The 18,264-nt window shown below is 71.3% G+C and carries 17 protein-coding genes; 7 read left to right on the plus strand and 10 right to left on the minus strand.

Annotation, left to right across the window (positions count from 1 at the left end; genetic code table 11):
* Nucleotides 1-96 precede the first annotated feature (96 nt).
* A complete protein-coding gene (locus P2T62_RS04370; protein ID WP_276260271.1) occupies nucleotides 97-687 on the minus strand; it encodes a 50S ribosomal protein L15e in 591 nt (196 codons plus the stop codon).
* Between the two features lie 227 nt (nucleotides 688-914).
* Between P2T62_RS04370 and P2T62_RS04375 the strand changes: the two genes are divergently transcribed.
* On the plus strand, nucleotides 915-1,664 hold the full coding sequence (locus tag P2T62_RS04375) for a 4-phosphopantoate--beta-alanine ligase (RefSeq protein ID WP_276260272.1): 750 nt from the start codon (nucleotides 915-917) through the stop codon (nucleotides 1,662-1,664).
* A gap of 58 nt (nucleotides 1,665-1,722) precedes the next feature.
* A complete protein-coding gene (locus P2T62_RS04380) occupies nucleotides 1,723-1,998 on the plus strand; it encodes a YgaP family membrane protein (protein WP_276260273.1) in 276 nt (91 codons plus the stop codon).
* A 146-nt stretch (nucleotides 1,999-2,144) separates the two neighbouring features.
* Here the strand turns inward: P2T62_RS04380 and P2T62_RS04385 are convergent, their stop codons facing one another.
* The 3 genes from P2T62_RS04385 to dcd form a co-directional block, all read right to left on the minus strand.
* A complete protein-coding gene (locus tag P2T62_RS04385; protein ID WP_276260274.1) occupies nucleotides 2,145-2,852 on the minus strand; it encodes a class I SAM-dependent methyltransferase in 708 nt (235 codons plus the stop codon).
* Entirely contained in the window at nucleotides 2,849-3,799 is a 951-nt protein-coding gene (locus P2T62_RS04390; protein WP_276260275.1) for a thiamine-phosphate synthase family protein, read from the minus strand. Before P2T62_RS04390 ends, P2T62_RS04385 begins: the two co-directional genes overlap by 4 nt.
* Before the next feature lie 65 nt (nucleotides 3,800-3,864).
* Nucleotides 3,865-4,452 carry a dCTP deaminase gene (gene dcd / locus P2T62_RS04395; RefSeq protein WP_276260276.1) on the minus strand — a complete coding sequence of 196 codons (588 nt, stop codon included), beginning with the start codon at nucleotides 4,450-4,452 and terminating at the stop codon, nucleotides 3,865-3,867.
* A gap of 221 nt (nucleotides 4,453-4,673) precedes the next feature.
* On the opposite strand from dcd, the gene P2T62_RS04400 reads away from it, so the two are divergent.
* The 3 genes from P2T62_RS04400 (at nucleotide 4,674) to pth2 (ending at nucleotide 9,287) form a co-directional block, all read left to right on the plus strand.
* Complete coding sequence (locus tag P2T62_RS04400) at nucleotides 4,674-6,785, plus strand: type II/IV secretion system ATPase subunit (RefSeq protein ID WP_276260277.1); 2,112 nt, start codon at nucleotides 4,674-4,676, stop codon at nucleotides 6,783-6,785.
* On the plus strand, nucleotides 6,782-8,872 hold the full coding sequence (locus P2T62_RS04405) for a type II secretion system F family protein (RefSeq protein WP_276260278.1): 2,091 nt from the start codon (nucleotides 6,782-6,784) through the stop codon (nucleotides 8,870-8,872). Before P2T62_RS04400 ends, P2T62_RS04405 begins: the two co-directional genes overlap by 4 nt.
* A 76-nt stretch (nucleotides 8,873-8,948) precedes the next feature.
* Entirely contained in the window at nucleotides 8,949-9,287 is a 339-nt protein-coding gene (gene pth2, locus P2T62_RS04410; RefSeq protein WP_276260279.1) for a peptidyl-tRNA hydrolase Pth2, read from the plus strand.
* 351 nt (nucleotides 9,288-9,638) lie between these two features.
* Here pth2 and P2T62_RS04415 read toward each other — a convergent pair whose 3' ends face one another.
* Both P2T62_RS04415 and P2T62_RS04420 read right to left on the minus strand, forming a co-directional pair.
* Nucleotides 9,639-10,685: an FAD-dependent oxidoreductase gene (locus P2T62_RS04415; RefSeq protein WP_276260280.1), complete on the minus strand. Its 1,047-nt coding sequence runs from the start codon at nucleotides 10,683-10,685 to the stop codon at nucleotides 9,639-9,641.
* A 114-nt stretch (nucleotides 10,686-10,799) separates the two neighbouring features.
* A complete protein-coding gene (locus tag P2T62_RS04420) occupies nucleotides 10,800-11,921 on the minus strand; it encodes an NADH:flavin oxidoreductase/NADH oxidase (RefSeq protein WP_276260281.1) in 1,122 nt (373 codons plus the stop codon).
* Between the two features lie 1,040 nt (nucleotides 11,922-12,961).
* Between P2T62_RS04420 and P2T62_RS04425 the strand changes: the two genes are divergently transcribed.
* Entirely contained in the window at nucleotides 12,962-14,140 is a 1,179-nt protein-coding gene (locus tag P2T62_RS04425; RefSeq protein WP_276260282.1) for a 3-dehydroquinate synthase II, read from the plus strand.
* A 160-nt stretch (nucleotides 14,141-14,300) separates the two neighbouring features.
* Nucleotides 14,301-14,825, plus strand: a complete 525-nt coding sequence (locus P2T62_RS04430) for a GNAT family N-acetyltransferase (protein ID WP_276260283.1) — start codon at nucleotides 14,301-14,303, stop codon at nucleotides 14,823-14,825.
* A gap of 93 nt (nucleotides 14,826-14,918) precedes the next feature.
* Here the strand turns inward: P2T62_RS04430 and P2T62_RS04435 are convergent, their stop codons facing one another.
* From P2T62_RS04435 to P2T62_RS04450, 4 genes are all read right to left on the minus strand, one after another.
* A complete protein-coding gene (locus P2T62_RS04435; RefSeq protein WP_276260284.1) occupies nucleotides 14,919-15,380 on the minus strand; it encodes a zinc ribbon domain-containing protein in 462 nt (153 codons plus the stop codon).
* Between the two features lie 99 nt (nucleotides 15,381-15,479).
* Nucleotides 15,480-16,184 carry a type I 3-dehydroquinate dehydratase gene (locus P2T62_RS04440; RefSeq protein ID WP_276260285.1) on the minus strand — a complete coding sequence of 235 codons (705 nt, stop codon included), beginning with the start codon at nucleotides 16,182-16,184 and terminating at the stop codon, nucleotides 15,480-15,482.
* A gap of 63 nt (nucleotides 16,185-16,247) precedes the next feature.
* Nucleotides 16,248-17,297 carry a DNA-methyltransferase gene (locus P2T62_RS04445; RefSeq protein ID WP_276260286.1) on the minus strand — a complete coding sequence of 350 codons (1,050 nt, stop codon included), beginning with the start codon at nucleotides 17,295-17,297 and terminating at the stop codon, nucleotides 16,248-16,250.
* Nucleotides 17,298-17,359: 62 nt separating this feature from the next.
* Entirely contained in the window at nucleotides 17,360-18,073 is a 714-nt protein-coding gene (locus P2T62_RS04450) for a TOBE domain-containing protein (RefSeq protein WP_276260287.1), read from the minus strand.
* Nucleotides 18,074-18,264: the final 191 nt, after the last annotated feature.

Genomic DNA, 18,264 nt, shown 5'->3' on the forward strand with positions numbered 1-18,264 from the left:
CGCAATCTATTATCTGGCGGCGTAGCCGCCAGCCGGTGACCGCAGGGCGCCGGCGAAGCCGGCGCACAAGGTCACCCGCAGCGGAAAAAAGCTCGTTTACTTCCCGCGCCGTCGGTCCGCGCCGAGGCTCGGCTTCGTGTGCTCGGTACCCTTGCCACGGCCCTGCTGGCCGCGACCCTTCTGGCCCGCGGAGGTGCGCCCGCGGTAGGTGCGCCCGCGCTGGGAGTCGTCGCAGATCCAGTTCAGGTCGTCGTCGTTCTCGATGGCGGGGTGCTCGGGGTCCACGAGGATGACCTCGTGCCACTTCTTCGAGCCGTCCTCCCCGACCCAGTAGGAGTTCAGGACGCGGAGGTTGCGGAACTTCCGGCCCGCGCGCTCCTCGGCGATGCGCTGGATGGACTTCCGGCGGGTGATCTTGTTGACACCCTGGCGCTTCGAGCGCCGGCCGGCCTTGAACCGCTGCTTTCGCGCCCCGCCCTTCCGGACGGCGACGCGGGCCACGACGATGCCCTGCTTTGCCTTGTAGCCCAGCGAGCGCGCGCGGTCCAGCCGCGTCGGACGGTCGATGCGCTCGATGGCGCCCTGGTCGCGCCACTCCTGCTGGCGCTGCCACTGCAGTTCCGCGAGCTTGCCCTCCTTCGGGGAGTTCCAGGCCTCCCGGATGTGCGAGTAGAAGCTTCGTGTCATATTGTGTCACCGCGGGCGTTGCGTGGTTCAGCCCATCGGCGGCTGCGCCGCCTCTCCGGGGGCCCTGCCCCCGCTGGCCACATTCCATCCTGCCGTAGCAGGTGCCCGCCGGTGCCCGCGACCGACGAGTTACGCGTCTCTTCTCGGTTCGGGCTTCTAAGGGCTTCGGAACGCGGGCGTCCCGGGCAACGACACACCTTTTCCCCCGCCACACCAGTAGACGACCCATGACAGAGGTCGAGGTACCGGAGAGCCACCCCCGGTACGAGTCGCTGCTGACCCGCCACCGCATCGAGGCAGGCGTCGAGAAGGGCATCACCTCCCGGCAGGGGCTCATCGCCCAGGGCCGCGGCGAGGCGTACGACTACCTGCTCGGCGAGCGGACCATCCCGTCGGCGGACGAGGCCGAGCGGGCGGCGGCCGCGCAGTTCCTCCTCGCCGACCAGGCCGTCGTCTCCGTCAACGGGAACGTCGCGGCGCTGTGCCCGGGCGAGGTCGTCGTCCTCGCGGAGGTCACGGGTGCCGACATCGAGGTGAACCTGTTCAACCGGACCGAGGAGCGGATGGAGCGCATCGCCGACCACCTCCGCGAGCACGGCGCGCGCGACGTGCTCGGACTCGCGGCCGACGGCCGCATCCCCGGCCTCGACCACGAGCGCGCGAAGGTCGACGCCGACGGCATCGGGAGTGCCGACACCGTCCTCGTCCCGCTGGAGGACGGCGACCGTGCGGAGGCCCTGGCCGAGATGGGCAAGACCGAGATCGTCGTCGATCTCAACCCGATGTCGCGCTCGGCACAGTCCGCGAGCATCCCCATCGTGGACAACGTGATGCGTGCGGTGCCGAACATGACCGAGCACGCCCGCTCGCTGGAGGACGCATCCGAGCAGGAACTGCGCGACATCGTCGCCGCGTTCGACCGCGAGGCGGCGCTGGCGGCTGCCGAGGACGCCATCCGGAGCGGCGATCTGGGCTGATTCTCGGGGTTTGGGGTTCAGCGACACGGATATCCCCGGAACGAGCGTACTGGTGTCCATGGAGAAGAACGTCGGCGGATACGACCGTATCGCTCGTCTGGTTGTCGGCCCCATCCTCGCCATCGTCGGGACGGCGGCCCTGCTCGGCTACGTGACCATCGCGGCCGGGACACTGGGACTGGCCCTCGCGGCCATCGCCCTGCTGGTCGGCCTCGTGTTCGTCGTGACCGGGCTCACCCAGAAGTGCCCCCTCAACAGCCTGCTCGGGCTGGACACCTACCGGAAGTCCTCCGAGGCCGAGGAGGCCGAGGTCGGCCCGGGCCGGACGGCCTGAACCGACCCGCTGTGGCTGTCGGCTCCTTTTCACGCGCTACGGACCGATAGCGGTGCGGCTCGACCGGAACGGAACACCTCCCCACGGGAGGAGGGGCGGAACCCGCTCTGACCCGGTGTCCCACGTTCTCGACCGCTACCGCCGGCCTACCCGACCCAGCCGGACAGCACGCCGACGAACCCCAGCCCTGCTTCCTCGTAGCGCCGGTCGCGTGCCCGTGCCGTGAGCGCCCGCCGTGACGCCCGCACGCGCTCCGAGAGCGGCGCGTCGAGGTCGCTCCCCGGCACGAGCGCACGCGCCACGTCCGCCGGTGTCGAGGAGGGCGCCCCGGCGGCGACGAACGCCCGGAACGCCGGGTTCAGGAGCCGACCGACCGGGTGGTCGCTCGCCGTCGCGTCGACGAGCGCGACCCGGCCGCCCGGTCGGTCGGTGTCCGCGCCGTCCCCGCCGGCCGCCACGAGGTCACACCACTCCCCGACCGTGGCCCCGGGCTCCTCCAGCAGCCCGACGACGAACGTCGCCAGGAGCGCGTCCGGGTCGGCGACGGGGGTCGTCGTCGCGTCCCCCTGCACGACGTGGACGTTCTCCCAGCCCTCGCGTGCGATGCGCTCGCGGGCCCGCGAGAGTAGCGGGCCCGTCAGGTCCACCCCGACCACCCGTCCGCGCGGCCCGACCGCCCGCCGCAGGTAGGGGAGGTTCGCGCCGGTGCCACACCCCATCTCGACGACGGTGTCGCCGGGCGAGAGGTCCAGCGCGGCGACCGCGCGGGCGCGCCACCGGCCGACGGGCGGGAGCGTCGCGATGCGGTCGTACAGGGCGGCGTTGTCGCCGTAGAACTCCGCGACGGTGCTCATCGGACGGTCTCGGCCAGCTCCCGGACCCGCTCAGCGACGGTCGCCGCGTCCGGGCCGAGGACGTAGACGATGGGCTCGACGCCGAATCCGCCGGTCTGGTAGAGGGCGTCCGCGTCCGGCCGGTCCGCGAGCGCCTCGGCGACGGCGGCGTCGAGATCCCCGCCGTCGGCCGCCTCGTCCGCGCCCGTCCGTGCGGCCTCCCCGACGGCGTCGAACTCGACGGCGTCGTAGCCAAGGTCGGCGAGCGCGTCGACGACGGCCGGCGTGTAGTGGACGTTGCACGCGGCGCGCGCACCGTGTCCGGCGCGTCGGGCCGCCAGCAGGACGCTCGCGACGTAGACGGAGACGCCGAACTCCGGCTCGGCCGGCACCGTCGCGCGGCCCTTCACGTCGAGGATGCGCCCCGGGACCGCCGCGACGTCCTCGACACGGGTCGCCTCCGGGAGCACCTCGACCAGGTTCGAGCCGACGGCCGGCACGAGCGCGGCGAAGGCCGGGGACTCCTCCAGCGTCCGCAGTCCGCCACGGACCGACGAGAGCACGCGCTCGCTCGCCCGGAGCCCGGACTCGGGGTCGTGGACGTCGAAGTCCCCCTCGTAGTCGGCCAGCGGCGGGAACGCCTCCTCGTGGAGTCGCGCGAGCAGGTCGCCCTGCTCCAGCCGGCGGACGAGGACCTCCGCCTCCGCGAGCGCGCCGGCGGGCGACAGCTCGCCCGACGCGAGCCCCGCACCGACCCGGTCGACGAGGTCCCTGACGCGTTCGTCCTCGGCGACGCGGTCGTTCACCGCGACGGCCCCGGTGGCGTACTTCGAGACGGCGCTCTGGCTGATGCCCAGCAGGTCGGCCACCTCGCTCTGTGTGAGTCCCTGTTCGCGGAGTTCGGCGGCCAGTAGCGACCGGTAGGTCGGGAGGAACTCCTCGACCACGATCTCCTCGACGAACTTCATCGGCTACCGGTCACCACCGAACGCTCCCGTCCGTTGCCGAGACTCGGCCACGACACGGTCGGGCCTCATTGGTCACCACCGAACTCCGCATCCGAGCCGACGCGGGACGCCTGCGGTCCGGCCTGGTCCTGGTACTTCGAGCCGCGCTCGCTCCCGTAGGGGCGCTCTGCGGGCGAACTCAGCTCCGTGAACAGGACCTGCGAGATGCGCATCCCCGGGGTGAGCGCGACGGGCGCGGTCCCGAGGTTGGACAGTTCGAGCGTGATCTGCCCGCGGTAACCGGGGTCGATGATGCCGGCGGTCGCGTGGATGACGACCGCGAGCCGTCCCAGCGAGGAGCGACCCTGGACGTGTGCGATGAGGTCGGCCGGCACCTCCACGCGCTCCTTCGTCGTCCCGAGCACGAAGTCGCCCGGGTGGAGGATGAACTCGCCGTCCTCGGGGACGACGGTTTCGTCGACGTACTCGTCGGTCTCGGCCTCGCTGCCCGGATGGATGCAGGGGATGTTCGTCCGCTGGAACTCCAGGAACTCCCGCCCCAGCCGGAGGTCGACGCTGGCGGGCTGGACCTGCAGGTCGATGTCCTCCAGGGGCTCGATGGCGAGGTCGCCCCCTTCGAGCCGCCGGAGGATGTCCGCGTCCGAGAGTATCATGGCCATGGGCGGGCGCGACGAGGGCAAAAGAGTCCCGGTCCTCGCGATTCCCCGACGGCGGGCTCGGTCGTACCCCGCTCACCGGCGCGCCACCGAGGGACGGCGACAGCGGTCTGTCTCCATCTGGTGTCAGATATGGTTGGTTGCTCTATTCAGATGGTGAAAAGAGTCCGTTCGAGAACAACATTTATACCTGACCTTCCAATCAATTCATGCAAGCGATGGGGGGTAATGATAGCAGTTCACAGGGGAACGACCAGCGGCGTGAGCGGCAGGGAGGGCCGTTCCGGTCGGTCGCCGACATGGTCGCGGGAACGATCGTCGGTGTCCGGTCAGGGCTGACGGGCCTGTTACGTGAGGGGAACGGCTCCGCCGCCGGGATGGATGTCGAGGCCCTCGGGGGGGTGCCACCGGTTCCGGACGCGGTTCGGGACCACCCGACCCGGTCGGCCGTGCTCGCCGACGTCTTCGACTACTTCAGGGGGAACGAGGAGGACGATCAGTTCCCGGCACCCGGCGAGGACGCGATCGACCGCCGTCTGTTCGACTTCTCCTACCTGGCACACCACGACGAGATCGAGCGGTACTGGGTCAACGAACCGTTCGCGTACGTCTCCATCCTCGAGGAGCACGGGACCAACGAGCGGCGCTACCGGGTCACGGAGCCGATGCTCGACGAGTACGAGGCGTTCGTCCTCGACGAGCTGTCGAAGGTCCTCCGGGACAGCCTGATGTACCAGGACATCGACGAGGAGGGGGCGCTCGAGCGGACGTTCACCCGCCGGGCGGGGGAACTGATGGACCAGCACACGGCGGCGCTGGACCCCATCTCGCTCCACAAGCTCCGCTACTACCTCAAGCGGGACTTCGTCGACTACGAGCGTATCGACCCGATCATGCGCGACGAGGCCGTCGAGGACATCTCCTGCGACGGGGCCGACGTGCCCGTCTTCGTCTACCACCGCGAGTACCGCGACCTCGACACGAACGTCCAGTTCGACCGCGACGGGCTGCTGTCGTTCGTCACGCGGATGGCCCAGCGCGCGGGCAAGCACCTCTCGGTCTCGAACCCGCTGGTCGACGCCTCGCTCCCGGACGGCTCCCGGGTGCAGCTCACGTTCGGCGGCGATGTCGCGACCCGCGGCCCGAACTTCACCATCCGGCAGTTCTCCTCGGTGCCGGACACGCCGGTCGACCTCATCAACTGGGGCACCTTCAGCGTCGAGCAGATGGCGTACTTCTGGCTCGCCATCGAGAACAACCGCTCGCTCGTCTTCGCCGGCGGCACCGGCTCCGGGAAGACGACCTCGCTGAACGCGGTCTCCTTCTTCATCCCGAAGAAGTCGAAGGTCGTCTCCATCGAGGACACCCGCGAGATCTCGCTCCCACACGAGAACTGGATCCAGTCGCTCACCCGGGAGTCCGTCACCGAGGAGGGCCGCGGCGAGGTGACGATGTACGAGCAGCTCCAGACCGCGCTCCGCCAGCGCCCCGAGTACATCCTCGTCGGCGAGATCCGGACCGAGGCCAACGTCGCGCTCACCTTCTTCCAGGCGATGGCGACCGGCCACACCGCCTACACGACCATCCACTCCGAGTCCGTCACGGGCGTCATCAACCGGCTGGAGAACGACCCGCTCGGCGTGCCCACCCAGATGGTGAAGGAGCTGGACATCGTCTCCATCCAGCGGCAGGTGATGCTCGACGGCGAGCGGGTCCGCCGGAACGCCCGCGTCACCGAACTCCTCTCGCGGGGCGAGGTCGACGACGTCTCCGTCCACGACGTGTTCGAGTGGGACGCCGCCAACGACTCCTACAACGAGATGTTCGACTCGCGGGTGCTGGACGACATCGCCGACGACCGGGGCTGGGATCACAAGCGGCTCAACCAGGAACTCGACCGCCGCGTCGAGGTACTGGAGTACCTCGTCGACCAGGACATCACCTGGTACGAGGACGTCGCCCGGGTCATCCACACGTTCATGCACGACCAGGAGCGCGTGCTGGAGGCCATCCGCTCGGACGAGGACGGCCTGGGTTCGCTCGAGGCCGACCCGAGCCCCCGGCAGGGGGTGACCACCAGTGCCGCCAGCAGCGCCGTCGCCGGGGAGACGGCCACCGCCCGCCCCGCCGGCGCGCCGGACCCCTGGGAGGAGGTCGACCCCGACACCGATCTGTCGGACCTGGACGCCGTCACCCGCACGGACGGCGACGGCACGGCCGACGCGGCCGAGGACCAGGACCCGACCGGCGCGACGGACGACCCGGCAGCCGACCCGGACCCGGACGCCGAGGGCGACGAGCACACCGCAGAGCGGGGTGAGGGGCCGTGACCGACCGGGCCGAGGGGCCCGCCGGTGACACGTCGACCGCCGCGCCGGACCCCCTCGAACCGGACGGCGGGACGGCAGAGCACCCGCCGGTCCCCGAGTACGAGACCGACCAGTACGTCCCCGGCACGGAGCGCGATGTCGAACAGGAGTTCCGCGAACGGATCCTGAGCGAGAAGTTCGGTCCGGTCCGGGCCTACTTCAAGACGCGACCGGACCGGCACTGGAAGCTGCAGGAGCGGCTCAACCAGGGCCGCTTCGGGACCACCTACGACCTCTTCCTCACGCGAGCCGCGACGTACGCCGCGGCGGCCGGCATCATCGGTGCGCTGGTGGGGTTCGCCCTGGCCGTGATGCTGGCACAGACCGGCGCGCTGGCGGGGCTCTCGGCGCCCCCGTTCGTCCCCGGCTGGCTTGCCCGGGCGGTCGGCGCGAATCGGGTCGTCATCGCCGGGGTCGCGTCGGTGACCTCGCTCGGCCTCCTGACGGGCGGGATGACGTGGCTCGCCATCTACTACGCCCCCTCCGCGGTCGTCGAGGTGCGGCGTCGGAGCATCGACGTGACGCTGCCACACGCCATCGTCTACATGTACGCGCTCTCGTTCGGGGGGATGGAGATGACGGCCGTCCTCCGGCAGATGGCGGCCGCGGACGACACGTACGGCGAGGTCGCCCACGAGTTCGACATGATCGTCCGGGACGTGGACGTCTTCGGCAACGACCTGTTCACCGCGGTCCGGAACGCGCGCAACATCACCCCCAGCGACAACCTGGAGCAGTTCCTCGACGACCTGCTCTCCGTGCTCGACTCGGGCGGGGAGTTGACGGTGTTCCTCGAGGACGAGAGCGAGAAGTACATGCAGCGCGCCCGCGACGAGCAGCAGTCGTTCCTCGACGCACTCGCGACGCTCTCGGAGGTGTTCGTCGTCGCGTTCGTCGCCGCCCCGCTGTTCGTCGTGGTGACGCTGATGATGCTGAGCCTGCTGGGCAACGTCGGGACGCTCCCGCTGGCCATCATCGTCTACGTCGCGGTCCCCCTCGGGATGGCCGCCTTCCTCGTCACCATCTCCGTCCTCTCGGAGCCGTACAAGCAGCCCAGTCACGAGCTCCAGCTTGACGACCGGTCACCTGGCGACCCCGACGAGCGGCTCCGGGCCCACCCGCACTTCGAGACGTTCCAGCGCATCCGGCGCAAGGCGTGGCTCCGGGAGCGACTCTCTGACCCCGCCGCGGTGTTCCGGAACGACCCGCGGACGACGCTGCTCGTCTCCGTCCCGATCGCGCTCGCCGTACTCGGTGGCGTCGTGGCGACCGGGCTGGCAGCCCCGACGCCGGCTGCCTTCATCGACCGACCGGTCTCGACGACGGCGCTGCTGGTCATCGCGCCGTTCCTCATCGTCGCCGTGCCGCTGTCGATCTTCCACGAGATCGCCCGTCGGCGCAAGGACGCCGTCGCGAAGCGGCTCCCGGACGCGCTGGACATCCTCGCCAGTGCCAACCAGATGGGCGTCGGCCTCACCGAGGGCCTCGATCTCGTGGCCCGGAACCTCACTGGCCGGCTGGCTGTCGAACTCCAGCGGGTCAGCAACGACATCCGCTGGAACAACGATATCCGGCGGGCACTGCTGGGGCTGGCCGACCGGCTCCAGGTCTCCCAGCTCACCCGGACCTGCAAGATCCTCGCCGAGGGGTCGCGCTCGACGGGTGACCTCCACCGGGTCCTCGATATCGCCGCCGAGGACACCCGCCACCGCTACCGGCTCGCCCGCGACCGTCAGCAGACCCTCTCGTCGTACACGGCCGTCGTCATCATCGGGTTCCTGGTCTACCTGGCGGTCATCGTCATCATCAACGAGAGCTTCCTCGGCCCCATCACGGGGAGCGGCCTCACCAGCGGCGGGGCCGGGCCGGTCACCATCTCGCAGGGCGCCGTCGACGCCTACCGGACCCTGTTCTTCCACTCCGCCATCATCCAGGCCGTCGGGACCGGCCTCATCACGGGCAAGCTCTCGGACAACCGGACGCTCACCGGGCTGAAGTACAGCATCGCACTGGTGCTGATCGCCTTCGGCGTCTTCCTGCTCATCTGAGTCGGGGCCCCCTGTCCCGGCTCCGCCTCGCGCGCCGAGCCGTCGCCCCTAAGCCGGTCGCCCCCGCAGCCCCGGTATGAAGCAGGCCATCGTCGCGCGGACCGACATCGGGATGGGACAGGGGAAACTCGCCGCGCAGGTCGCCCACGCCTCGCTCCAGGCCTACGAGGACGCCGACGCGAAGAGCCAGCGCGAGTGGAAGGGTGGTGGGCAGAAGAAGATCGTCCTGAAGGGGGACTCGGAGTCGGCGCTCCAGGAACTGGCCGACCTCGCCCGCCGCGAGGGACTGCCGTACGCGCTGGTCCGGGACGCCGGCCACACGCAGCTCGAACCGGGGACCGTCACCGCGCTCGCCGTCGGGCCCGGGCCGGAGAACATCGTCGACAAGGTGACCGGTGACCTCTCGCTGTTCTGAGTGTTCCTGAGCTAGGTCGGGTAATTCCGGAATTCGGCGTAAAAGTCGTCGATTATCGAACTGTTATCTGTGTAATGCAGAAATTCGCCGAACAGCGGAATCGAATCCTTCAGACCGTCACCTCTCGCACCTGGTGTCATGGTACGTGATGGCATCCCTGTGGTCGACGCTGGATGCAGCATCCGGTCGGCGAGTTCATGATCCAGCCGTGGCTCGAGTCGCTGAAGCAGTGGGGGGCCGGCGACGTGGAGGAGATCCCGCTGGAGTGGATCCGAGGCCGCCTTCGGCGTGGACCTCGTCTGACCGTCCCGTCGCGGGGGTCCGACCACCTCCCTCGGTGCGACCGCTCGACTACTCCCCGATGCGACCCTCGACCGCCAGCTCCGCGCCGCCGTCCGGCCCGACGGCGGCCTGCCGGGCGAACCCCATCGCGCGGCGCCCGGCGTCCAGTCCGGTCTCCAGCGGCGCGACCGTCCGCGTCGTGCCGGCGACCCAGCCGCCCGCGAGGTGGAGCCCCTCGTCGGCGGCGGCCCGGACGAGCCCGGGATCGGCGTGGTGGTGGGGGTCGGCGTAGCGGTAGCGCTCGTGGTCCGTCCACGCCGGGGCCGCGAGCCGGTCGTCCTCCAGCCGGTCGGCGACCGCCCGGCGGGCACGGTCGGTCGCGGTGTCGGTCCCGTCGGTCGCTGTCCAGTCGTCGCCCAGCCGCACCACGAGCGCCTCCCGTCCGTCGGGGACGTGCCCCGGCTTCGCGGACTCGCGGACGACCCGGCGGACGAGTCCCGCGCCGTCCGCACCCGGCTCCAGCATGTCCCAGTCGCCCTCGACGGCGTGGTCGTAGCCCAGCACGACGCTGTCGAGCGTCCGGCGCTCCAGTCGCGCCGCCGCGGCGTCGAGGTCGTCGGCCAGCGGCCCGTCGGGCAGCAGGTCGGCCGTCCGCGCCGGCCCGGCGGTCGTCACGACGCGCTCGACGGTCACGAGGCCGTCGTCGGTGTGGGCGCGCCACGCGTCGGCGGCCGGCTCCAGCCGGCGCACGGTCGTCCCGGTCCGGAGGTCGCAGTGGGCGGCCGAGAGCATCCGACGCGGCAGCTCACCGAGGCCGTGCCGACCCGTCAGGTGGTTGCGGGTCGGGCGAGCGCCCCCGTCGGGACGGGCTGCCGCCGGCGCCACGCGGGCCTCGAACGACCTGCAGTCCTCCCCGAGCACCTCCCGGGCGACCGTCGAGCGTTCGTCCCCGGTGTCCGGCAGGCAGGTCGTGCCGATATCGTACACCATGTCGCCGCGTTCGCGGCTCTCCATCCGCCCCCCGACGGCCTCGTCAGCCTCGCAGACCACCGCGTCCAGACAGACGTGTGCCGCCGCGGCCCCCGCGGCCCCGGCGCCGATGACGAGCGTCGTCATGGATACACGGTCGGACGCCACCTCCCTCGCAGCGTCGGCGAATAGTACGCCCCTTTATGTACTGGAACCGGCCCGGGCACGACGCTCGACCAGCCAGCAACTCCGGGCGAGCGGCTACTGTGGAAACCCGCGGTAGTACTGCCGGGGCACGTCCACACGGTCGAGCGCGTCGAGCTCCTGCGCGGCGGTGAGCGTGAAGTACGGGTCGCGGATGTGCTCGCGGGCCATGATGGCGAGGTCGGCGCGGTCGTTGCGGACGAGTTCGTCGGCGCCCTCCGGGGTCGTGATGCCACCGACGGCCCCGACGGCGCAGTCCGCGCCGGCCTCGCGGAGCGACTCGCGCACCCGCTCGGCGTACGGCACCTGGTAGTGTGGCCCGAGGTCCGGCACGTCCTGCGAGGGGTCGATGGCGCCCGCGCTCACGTCGATGAGGTCGGCGCCGTCCTCGGCGAGCAGGGGCGCGAGGCGGGCCGTGTCGTCGACCGTCCACGCGTCCTCGCCCAGCCAGTCGGTCGCCGAGAGCCGTACGAACACGGGCCGGTCGTCGGGCCACACGTCGCGCACCGCGCGCGTGACCTCGCGGACGAGTCGCGTCCGGCCGGTGAAGCCGCCGCCGTAGTCGTCGTCACGGTCGTTGGTCACCGGCGAGCAGAACTCGTGGAGCAGGTAGCCGTGGGCGCCGTGGACCTCGGCGACCTGGAAGCCGGCGTCGAGCGCGCGCTCGGCCGCCGCCCGGAAGTCGTCGACGACCCCCTGGATGCCCTCGACGTCGAGGCGCTCCGTCGGGAGCGGCCCCCCGTCGTCCTCGTCGTGGGGCCACGGCTCCGTGCTCGGCGCGACGGTCGTCCAGCCGCGCTCGTCGTGGACTGGGCCACCGCCGTCGGCCGGGCGCTCGGTGGAGGCTTTCCGCCCGGCGTGGGCGAGCTGGATGCCCGCGAGCGCGCCGTGTGCTTTCACGAACGCCGCGGTGTCGGCGAGCGCCTCCCCGTGGGCGTCCGACCAGATGCCGAGGTCGTGTGGCGTGATGCGCCCCTCCGGCGAGACGGCGGTGGCCTCGGCCATCACGACCCCCGCGCCGCCGACCGCCCGGGAGCCGAGGTGGACGTGGTGCCACTCGGTCGCGAGGCCGTCGCCGTCGCAGGAGTACTGGCACATCGGCGACACCATCACGCGGTTGCGCGCGGTGGTGTCGCGGAGTTCGAGCGGCGTGAACAGGTCCGCCGTGTCGTCGGGCATGGACCGCGTTCGGGGCTGGACGGGAAAGGGTGGCCGGAAGCGGCAGCCCCGACCGGCGACTAGGATGGTGGTGATTACGACTTCCCATACTTCCTCCGAGCGACCAGGGTGACGGCGACTGCGACGACGGAGACTTCTACGAAGCCCTCGCGCTCTCTCACGACGACCGCGACGACAGAACCATCTACGAAGCCCTCGCGCTCTCTCACGACGACCGCGACGACAGAACCATCTACGAAGCCCTCGCGCTCTCGACCATCCGGGGCTCGCTGCGGTCCTCGGCCTCACTACGTTCGGCCTGCGGTCCTTGCGTCGCCCGGGATGGTCGAGAGCGCTCGCCCTTCGAGTCCACCAGGGGCGCGGAAGGTGGCACGGGCGCTGTGGCCCTGCCCTTCCCCGGGTCGCGCGGGCTTGCGCGTTCGCGCTGCGCCACGCGCTCCCGGCCGGAGAACGGTTGCTCGGCCGGCCGGTTCCGAGACCAGGAAGCGCGCGGGCGCCCTCTCTGTGGAGGCCGCGAGCGGAGCGAGCGTGCCGGAACACCCCGGCGCCCGCGCGGGGAGGTGTGGGGCCACCCTGCTCGGCCGGAACCACCACGCACATCGCTCGGTGCAACCAGCAACAGGGCGGGACTGAAAGGGGCCGCCCGCCTCGACCCGTCCCGGACGAGGCAAGCACCGCAGGCGGCCGAAGGCCGCCGAGGAGCGCAGCGAGTCCCGGACGGTCGAGCGGGCGGGGGCTTTCAACAGCGTTCCGTCGTCTCGTTGGTCACAATCATCGCAGCAAGAGCGGGCGGGGGCTTTCAACAGCGTTCCGTCGTCTCGTTGGTCACAATCATCGCAGCAAGAGCGGGCGGGGGCTTTCAACAGCGTTCCGTCGTCTCGTTGGTCACAATCATCGCAGCAAGAGCGGGCGGGGGCTTTCAACAGCGCTCCGACAATCTCACCCTATCGACCACGTAGCAGACAGGAGTCAGACGCAACGACCCTGTACTGCACCTTCCGCCACGGTTAAACGGGCCCCAGCCGACCCCGCGAACACGTATGTCACGCGCCGTCTGGCTGAAGGCCGACGACACGGTCGGCGACTGGGAGACACGGAAACGCCGCATCACCGCCGGCCTCGAGGCCGGCGTCGACTGGGTCCTCGTCGACCGCGAGGACGTGGCGAAGGTCCGCGAGCTGGGCCGGGTCAACGTCGCGGCCTTCGCCGGCGACGACGTCCACGTCATCGACGACGCCGAACCGGGCGAGGAGGCCGAGCCGGACGCCGTCGTCGTGGGCAAGTACGGCGAGGGCGACGGCACCGTCGACCTGCCCTCGGACTTCTCGGGGAGCGCCGACCTCACCACCCTCCGCCGGACCGAGGGGACCAGCGGCGCGTACGTCCGGGTGCTGGGCCCGGGCTACGAGGAACTCGCACAGGAGGCCGCCCGCGACGCCGACTACACCATCGTCGTCGGCGAGGACTGGAACATCATCCCGCTGGAGAACCTCATCGCCCGCATCGGCGAGGAGACCGACCTCGTCGCGGGCGTCCAGACGGCCGAGGAGGCCCGGACGGCGTTCGAGACGCTCGAACTCGGTGCCGACGCCGTCCTGCTGGATACGGACGACCCCGACGAGATCCGCGCGACCGTCGACGCCCGCGACGCCACCGACCGGGAGTCGCTGGAGCTGACCCACGCGACCGTCACGGCCGTCGAGGAGGTCGGCAGCGCCGACCGCGTCTGCGTCGACACCGGGAGCCTGATGGAGCACGACGAGGGGATGCTCGTCGGCTCGATGAGCCGCGGCCTGTTCTTCGTCCACGCCGAGACCGCTGACTCGCCGTACGTCGCCAGCCGCCCGTTCCGCGTGAACGCGGGCGCCGTCCACGCCTACGTGCGCACCCCCGGCGGCGAGACGAAGTACCTCTCCGAGGTCCGTAGCGGCGACGAGGTCCAGATTGTCGACACGAACGGCAACACCCGCGAGACCATCGTCGGCCGCTCGAAGATAGAGAAGCGCCCCATGTTCCGGGTGCAGGCCGAGGTGAGCCACGACGGGGAGACGGACGTCATCGAGACGCTGCTCCAGAACGCCGAGACCATCAAGGTCGCCACGGCCGAGGGCCGCAAGGCGGTGACGGACCTGGAGGAGGGTGACGAGGTGCTGGTGTACTACGAACCGGTAGCGCGACACTTCGGCGAGGCGGTCGAGGAATCGATCATCGAGCAGTAGCGGCCTCACTCGTCGGGGTCGCGGGTGCCCTCCGCGACTACTCCTCGCAAGCGCGCTCGGAACAACGCTACCGCCCTGCGTTCGCTCCGGGCGCCGAAATGCGCTCGCTTCTCTCCCCGCTGGGAAACCCTCATGGTATCAGCAGTTCCCTCTGGAGCCGATGGAACGGGACGTCACGATCAGAGCCGCGAGGCCAGCGGATGTGGATGGCATCTTCCAGGTGATGCGTCAGAGCCGACGGAACGCATTTGCCGGGCTACTCCCACCGGACGCTCTCGACTGGGATCCGGAGGTGTCCGATGGATTCCGCCAGTTCGTCCACGAGACGCTGTCAGCCGATGCGAAGGCGCTGTTGATCGCCCTCGACGAGGACCATGTTCTGGGGCTCGTAGAACTCGTCTGGGCCCCCGAGGAGACGCAGGATTTCGTCGAAGAGGGGGAGGCCGAGTTGTCGGCGATCCACGTCCGACCCGACAGCTGGAACCAGGGTATCGGTACCCGACTCCTCGACGAGACGCTGCTACGACTTCCGTCACAGCTCTCCGGTGTCGCACTCTGCGTCCTCTCGGAGAACGAGCGCGCCCGTGCGTTCTACGACCGACGGGGGTTCGACCGGACCGGAACGACGGTCAACACCTACGCGGGAGAAGAGCGTCTGGAGGTTGTCTATCACCGAACACTCTGATGGTCTGCTCCCCCTTTCTGTATCGAACGAGCCATCGGGCTCGAAAGCGACCATTCGAACTGTTCGAAGACAGCTTCCGTCCCGGTCCTGATCTCACGGCGCCTCGCCGGCCCCGGCGCCGCTGGCCCGCGGGCCGTCCGTGGAGTCCTCGTCCGGCCTCTCGAACTCCGTCGTGCACCAGTGGCAGAACTCCAGGTTCGGGTCCGTCTCGCGGCCGCAGGCCGGACACTGGAACGCGTCGGCGAACTGGTCGGGGCGGGCGGCGTTCCGTGCCCCGAGCCAGTAGGCGTCGAGGACGGAGAAGGCGGTGACGGAGACGAGCGCCAGCGTCGCCTCGAACTCCAGGCCCTGCATCCCGGTGGCGAGGCCCCGGAGGAACGCGACGGGCTCGGTCGCCGGGGCGCTCGGGGCCGGGACGACGACCATGACGGTCACCGCCCAGAGGCCGAACCAGAGGACGGCCCGGATCCACGACCGCAGGTAGGCGTGGCCCAGCCCGGGCTGCAGCGCGAGCATCGCCGCCAGCCACGGCCGCTTTCGGTCGTTGGGCGCCACTTCCGTCGCCGTAGCCCCTCCTGGGTAATAAACCCCCGGCAGTGTGTCGGACGGTAGGATTGCGCTACGCGGGCGCGAGCGGGCTCCTGTCGCTGGATATCACCGCAGGCCGTCGACCAGCGTCCGGAGCGTCGCGAGGTCGTACTGGCCGGGGGCGGTCGCCCGGGCCGGGTCGACCGGCGCGTAGCCGATGCACGACCCGTACACCGGCGCGACGGCGCGGGTGTGGCTACCGGCCGCGCCCATCGCCATCGTGGCGACCGTCAGGCCGTCGCTGGCGGCCGCCCGGGTCGCACCCAGCACGCGGAGCGCGTCGTCGAGGTCGGTCGCGGTCACCGCCAGCTTCGCCACGTCGCCGTGCTCGCTCGCCGCCCGGAGGAGCCGCTCCAGCTCCTTTCGCGGCGGCGTCGCCTCGAAATCGTGCATGGAGACGACGACCTGGGCGTCGTGCTCGTGGGCGTGCCGGACCGCGGCCGGGCCGTCCTCGGGGTCGACGGCGTCGGCGGGCGCGCCCTCGCCGGTGATGGCCGCCAGCTCCACGTCGATGGCCGCGACGGCGTCGTCCTCGGCGGCCGCGCGGAGTGTGCGCAGCCGGCCCTCCTCGGGGGCCTCGCCACCCTCCCAGGCGGCGCGGTTGGTGGCGATGACCGGGAGGTCGCCGTCGTACCGGTCCAGCGCGTCGAGCGGCGCGTCGGCCATGTCCATCCGGAACTCGACGGCGTCGGCGTGCTCGCGGGCGGCCGGCTCTTCGTCGAGGTCGGCGGTCGCGGCCGCCAGCACGAACTCGTCGAACGAGAGGTCCATGCGGCACGCTGCCACGGGCGGCGGCGTATAGCCACCGGTTCGGACGGTCCCCCGGGTCCGGGCTCAGACGGGGTCGTGGCTGGCCACGTACCGTCGCCGGTCCGCCGACGCGTCCTCGCGAGTCACGGCCGTCGTCTCGTACAGCCGGAGGCGTCGCTCCTGCTTCGTGACGACGGGGAAGTCGTAGTGCTCGGCGTCGTACGAGGGCTCGTCGCCGTCCGCGCGGCGCTCGGCGACGAACTCGCGGTGGCGGTCGAGCCGTTCCTGTGCGAGGTCCGTCGACAGCGCGGGCGCGTCGGCCACGCGCTCGTCGAACGCCCGGACGAGGTCGGGGTCGCGCTCGATCCCGACCGACGACCGCCCCGAGACCAGTGCCGCGAGGCTCGTCGTGCCGGTCCCCCAGAACGGGTCGAGAACGGTGTCCCCGTAGACCGAGAACATCCGGACGAGCCGGAGCGGCAGGTCCAGCGGGAACGCGCCCGAGCGCTCGCGGGCGGCGGCGTCGCCGTCGAGGGCCTGGCGCTCGCCGGCGAACTCCCAGAGGTCCGAGAACCACTCGTTGCGCTCCTCCCAGAAGTAGGCCGACTCGTACCGGCGGTCGTCGCCCGGCGGGAACGAGCGCGTGCCGCCGTTGCGGAAGACGAGCAGGTGCTCGTGCTCCAGCGTGGGGTAGGCGTTGGTCGGGAGCATCCCGCTGCCCATGAACTTCGCGGCGCTGTTGGTCGGTTTGCGCCACAGCACGCCCGGCAGCGACTGGAAGCCGTGGCCGCGCAGACGGCGCGTGATGGCCTCGTGGTTGGGGTACTGCTGGAACTCGCCGAGGGTGCGCGTCGCCGGGCCGACGTTCACCACGACGATGCCGCCCGGCCGGACCACCCGGGGAAGGTCGGCCCACACGTCGTCGAGCAGGTCGTGCATCAGCTCGAACGCACGCGACCCCGCCTCGGCGGCGAGCGCCTCGCCGATGGCGGGGTCCTGTGCGGTGAACGACTCGTCCCACATCTCCACCATCGGGTACGGCGGCGAGGTGACGACGAGATCGACCGCATCGGTGGAGAGGGCCGCGACGGCCTCGCGCGCGTCGGCGACGTGGACGACGTGCTCGGTCTGCACGCCTCTGCGGTCGGCGGCGGGGGACTAGACGCTTTCCCAACCGGCCGGAACGTCGGCGCGTCTCAGGAGCGGCGCGGCGCGTCGTCGGGGAGGCCGGTCGCTCGCGTCGCGGTCGCCTTGAACGTCGCGACGACGGTGCGACCCGTCGCCAGTTCCAGGCGGTCGACGCTCTCCAGCGTGACCAGGGCGACCAGTGCCACCGGCCCGTCGTCGCCATCCACCGCCACCCGGACGTGGGCGACCGACTCGCCGCGTTCGACCGCGGAGACGGTCCCGGCAAGCCGGTTGCGGGCGCTCGTCCCGCCGGCGGGCGGGGCCTCGTCCGGCGCGTGCAGCGTCACGGCGTCGGCCCGGAGCGACACCTGCACGCGGTCAGCCTCGCCGGGGGCGAGGGCACGCAGCTCGCCCACCGGCGTCTCGACGGTCGCGAGTTCGCCGTCCCGGTCGAGCACCCGTCCCTCCAGCACGGACTCCTCGGTGGCCGCCACGCCCGAGAGCGCCGTGCGGAGCCGGTCGAACCGGGCGAGCAGCCTGCGGGCGCCGGACGTGAGCTCCGTCCCGCCGCCGCCGGCGCCCCCGCGCGTGCGCTCGACCAGCGGGCCGAACGCCGCCTCGAGGTCGTCCAGCCGCCCCGTCGCGCGGGCCCGTGACCGCTCCAGCGCGCTCGCGGCGGCGCTCACCGAGCCGTGCTCGTCGATGGCCCGCAGGAGCGCCGCGTCGTCGTCGCCGAACGTCACCGCGCCGGCCCGCAGTTCCGGGGTCACGTCCGGGTCCATACCCCCGACTGTGGGGGTCGGTGGCAAAACGGTTATGCCGGAGCCCCGACACGGTCGTTGTATCTATGTCGGAACAACGGAGCGCGGGCGCGAGCGACGACGGACGGGGACGCGACTCGGACGGCGGCTGGGGCTCGACGACACGTCGGCGGGCGCTGCAGGCGGCCGGCGTCGGCGGCGCGCTCGCGCTC

The organism is Haloglomus litoreum (genome assembly GCF_029338515.1).
Classification (GTDB): domain Archaea; phylum Halobacteriota; class Halobacteria; order Halobacteriales; family Haloarculaceae; genus Haloglomus; species Haloglomus litoreum.

Coding starts and splice junctions, on each gene's coding strand:
- P2T62_RS04370 (WP_276260271.1), bottom strand. CDS start 687: ATGACACGAAGCTTCTACTCGCACATCCGGGAGGCCTGGAACTCCCCG.
- P2T62_RS04425 (WP_276260282.1), top strand. CDS start 12,962: ATGTCACGCGCCGTCTGGCTGAAGGCCGACGACACGGTCGGCGACTGG.
- P2T62_RS04430 (WP_276260283.1), top strand. CDS start 14,301: ATGGAACGGGACGTCACGATCAGAGCCGCGAGGCCAGCGGATGTGGAT.
- P2T62_RS04440 (WP_276260285.1), bottom strand. CDS start 16,184: ATGGACCTCTCGTTCGACGAGTTCGTGCTGGCGGCCGCGACCGCCGAC.
- P2T62_RS04400 (WP_276260277.1), top strand. CDS start 4,674: ATGGGGGGTAATGATAGCAGTTCACAGGGGAACGACCAGCGGCGTGAG.
- P2T62_RS04450 (WP_276260287.1), bottom strand. CDS start 18,073: ATGGACCCGGACGTGACCCCGGAACTGCGGGCCGGCGCGGTGACGTTC.
- P2T62_RS04390 (WP_276260275.1), bottom strand. CDS start 3,799: ATGAAGTTCGTCGAGGAGATCGTGGTCGAGGAGTTCCTCCCGACCTAC.
- P2T62_RS04375 (WP_276260272.1), top strand. CDS start 915: ATGACAGAGGTCGAGGTACCGGAGAGCCACCCCCGGTACGAGTCGCTG.
- P2T62_RS04415 (WP_276260280.1), bottom strand. CDS start 10,685: ATGACGACGCTCGTCATCGGCGCCGGGGCCGCGGGGGCCGCGGCGGCA.
- P2T62_RS04420 (WP_276260281.1), bottom strand. CDS start 11,921: ATGCCCGACGACACGGCGGACCTGTTCACGCCGCTCGAACTCCGCGAC.
- P2T62_RS04380 (WP_276260273.1), top strand. CDS start 1,723: ATGGAGAAGAACGTCGGCGGATACGACCGTATCGCTCGTCTGGTTGTC.
- dcd (WP_276260276.1), bottom strand. CDS start 4,452: ATGATACTCTCGGACGCGGACATCCTCCGGCGGCTCGAAGGGGGCGAC.
- P2T62_RS04385 (WP_276260274.1), bottom strand. CDS start 2,852: ATGAGCACCGTCGCGGAGTTCTACGGCGACAACGCCGCCCTGTACGAC.
- pth2 (WP_276260279.1), top strand. CDS start 8,949: ATGAAGCAGGCCATCGTCGCGCGGACCGACATCGGGATGGGACAGGGG.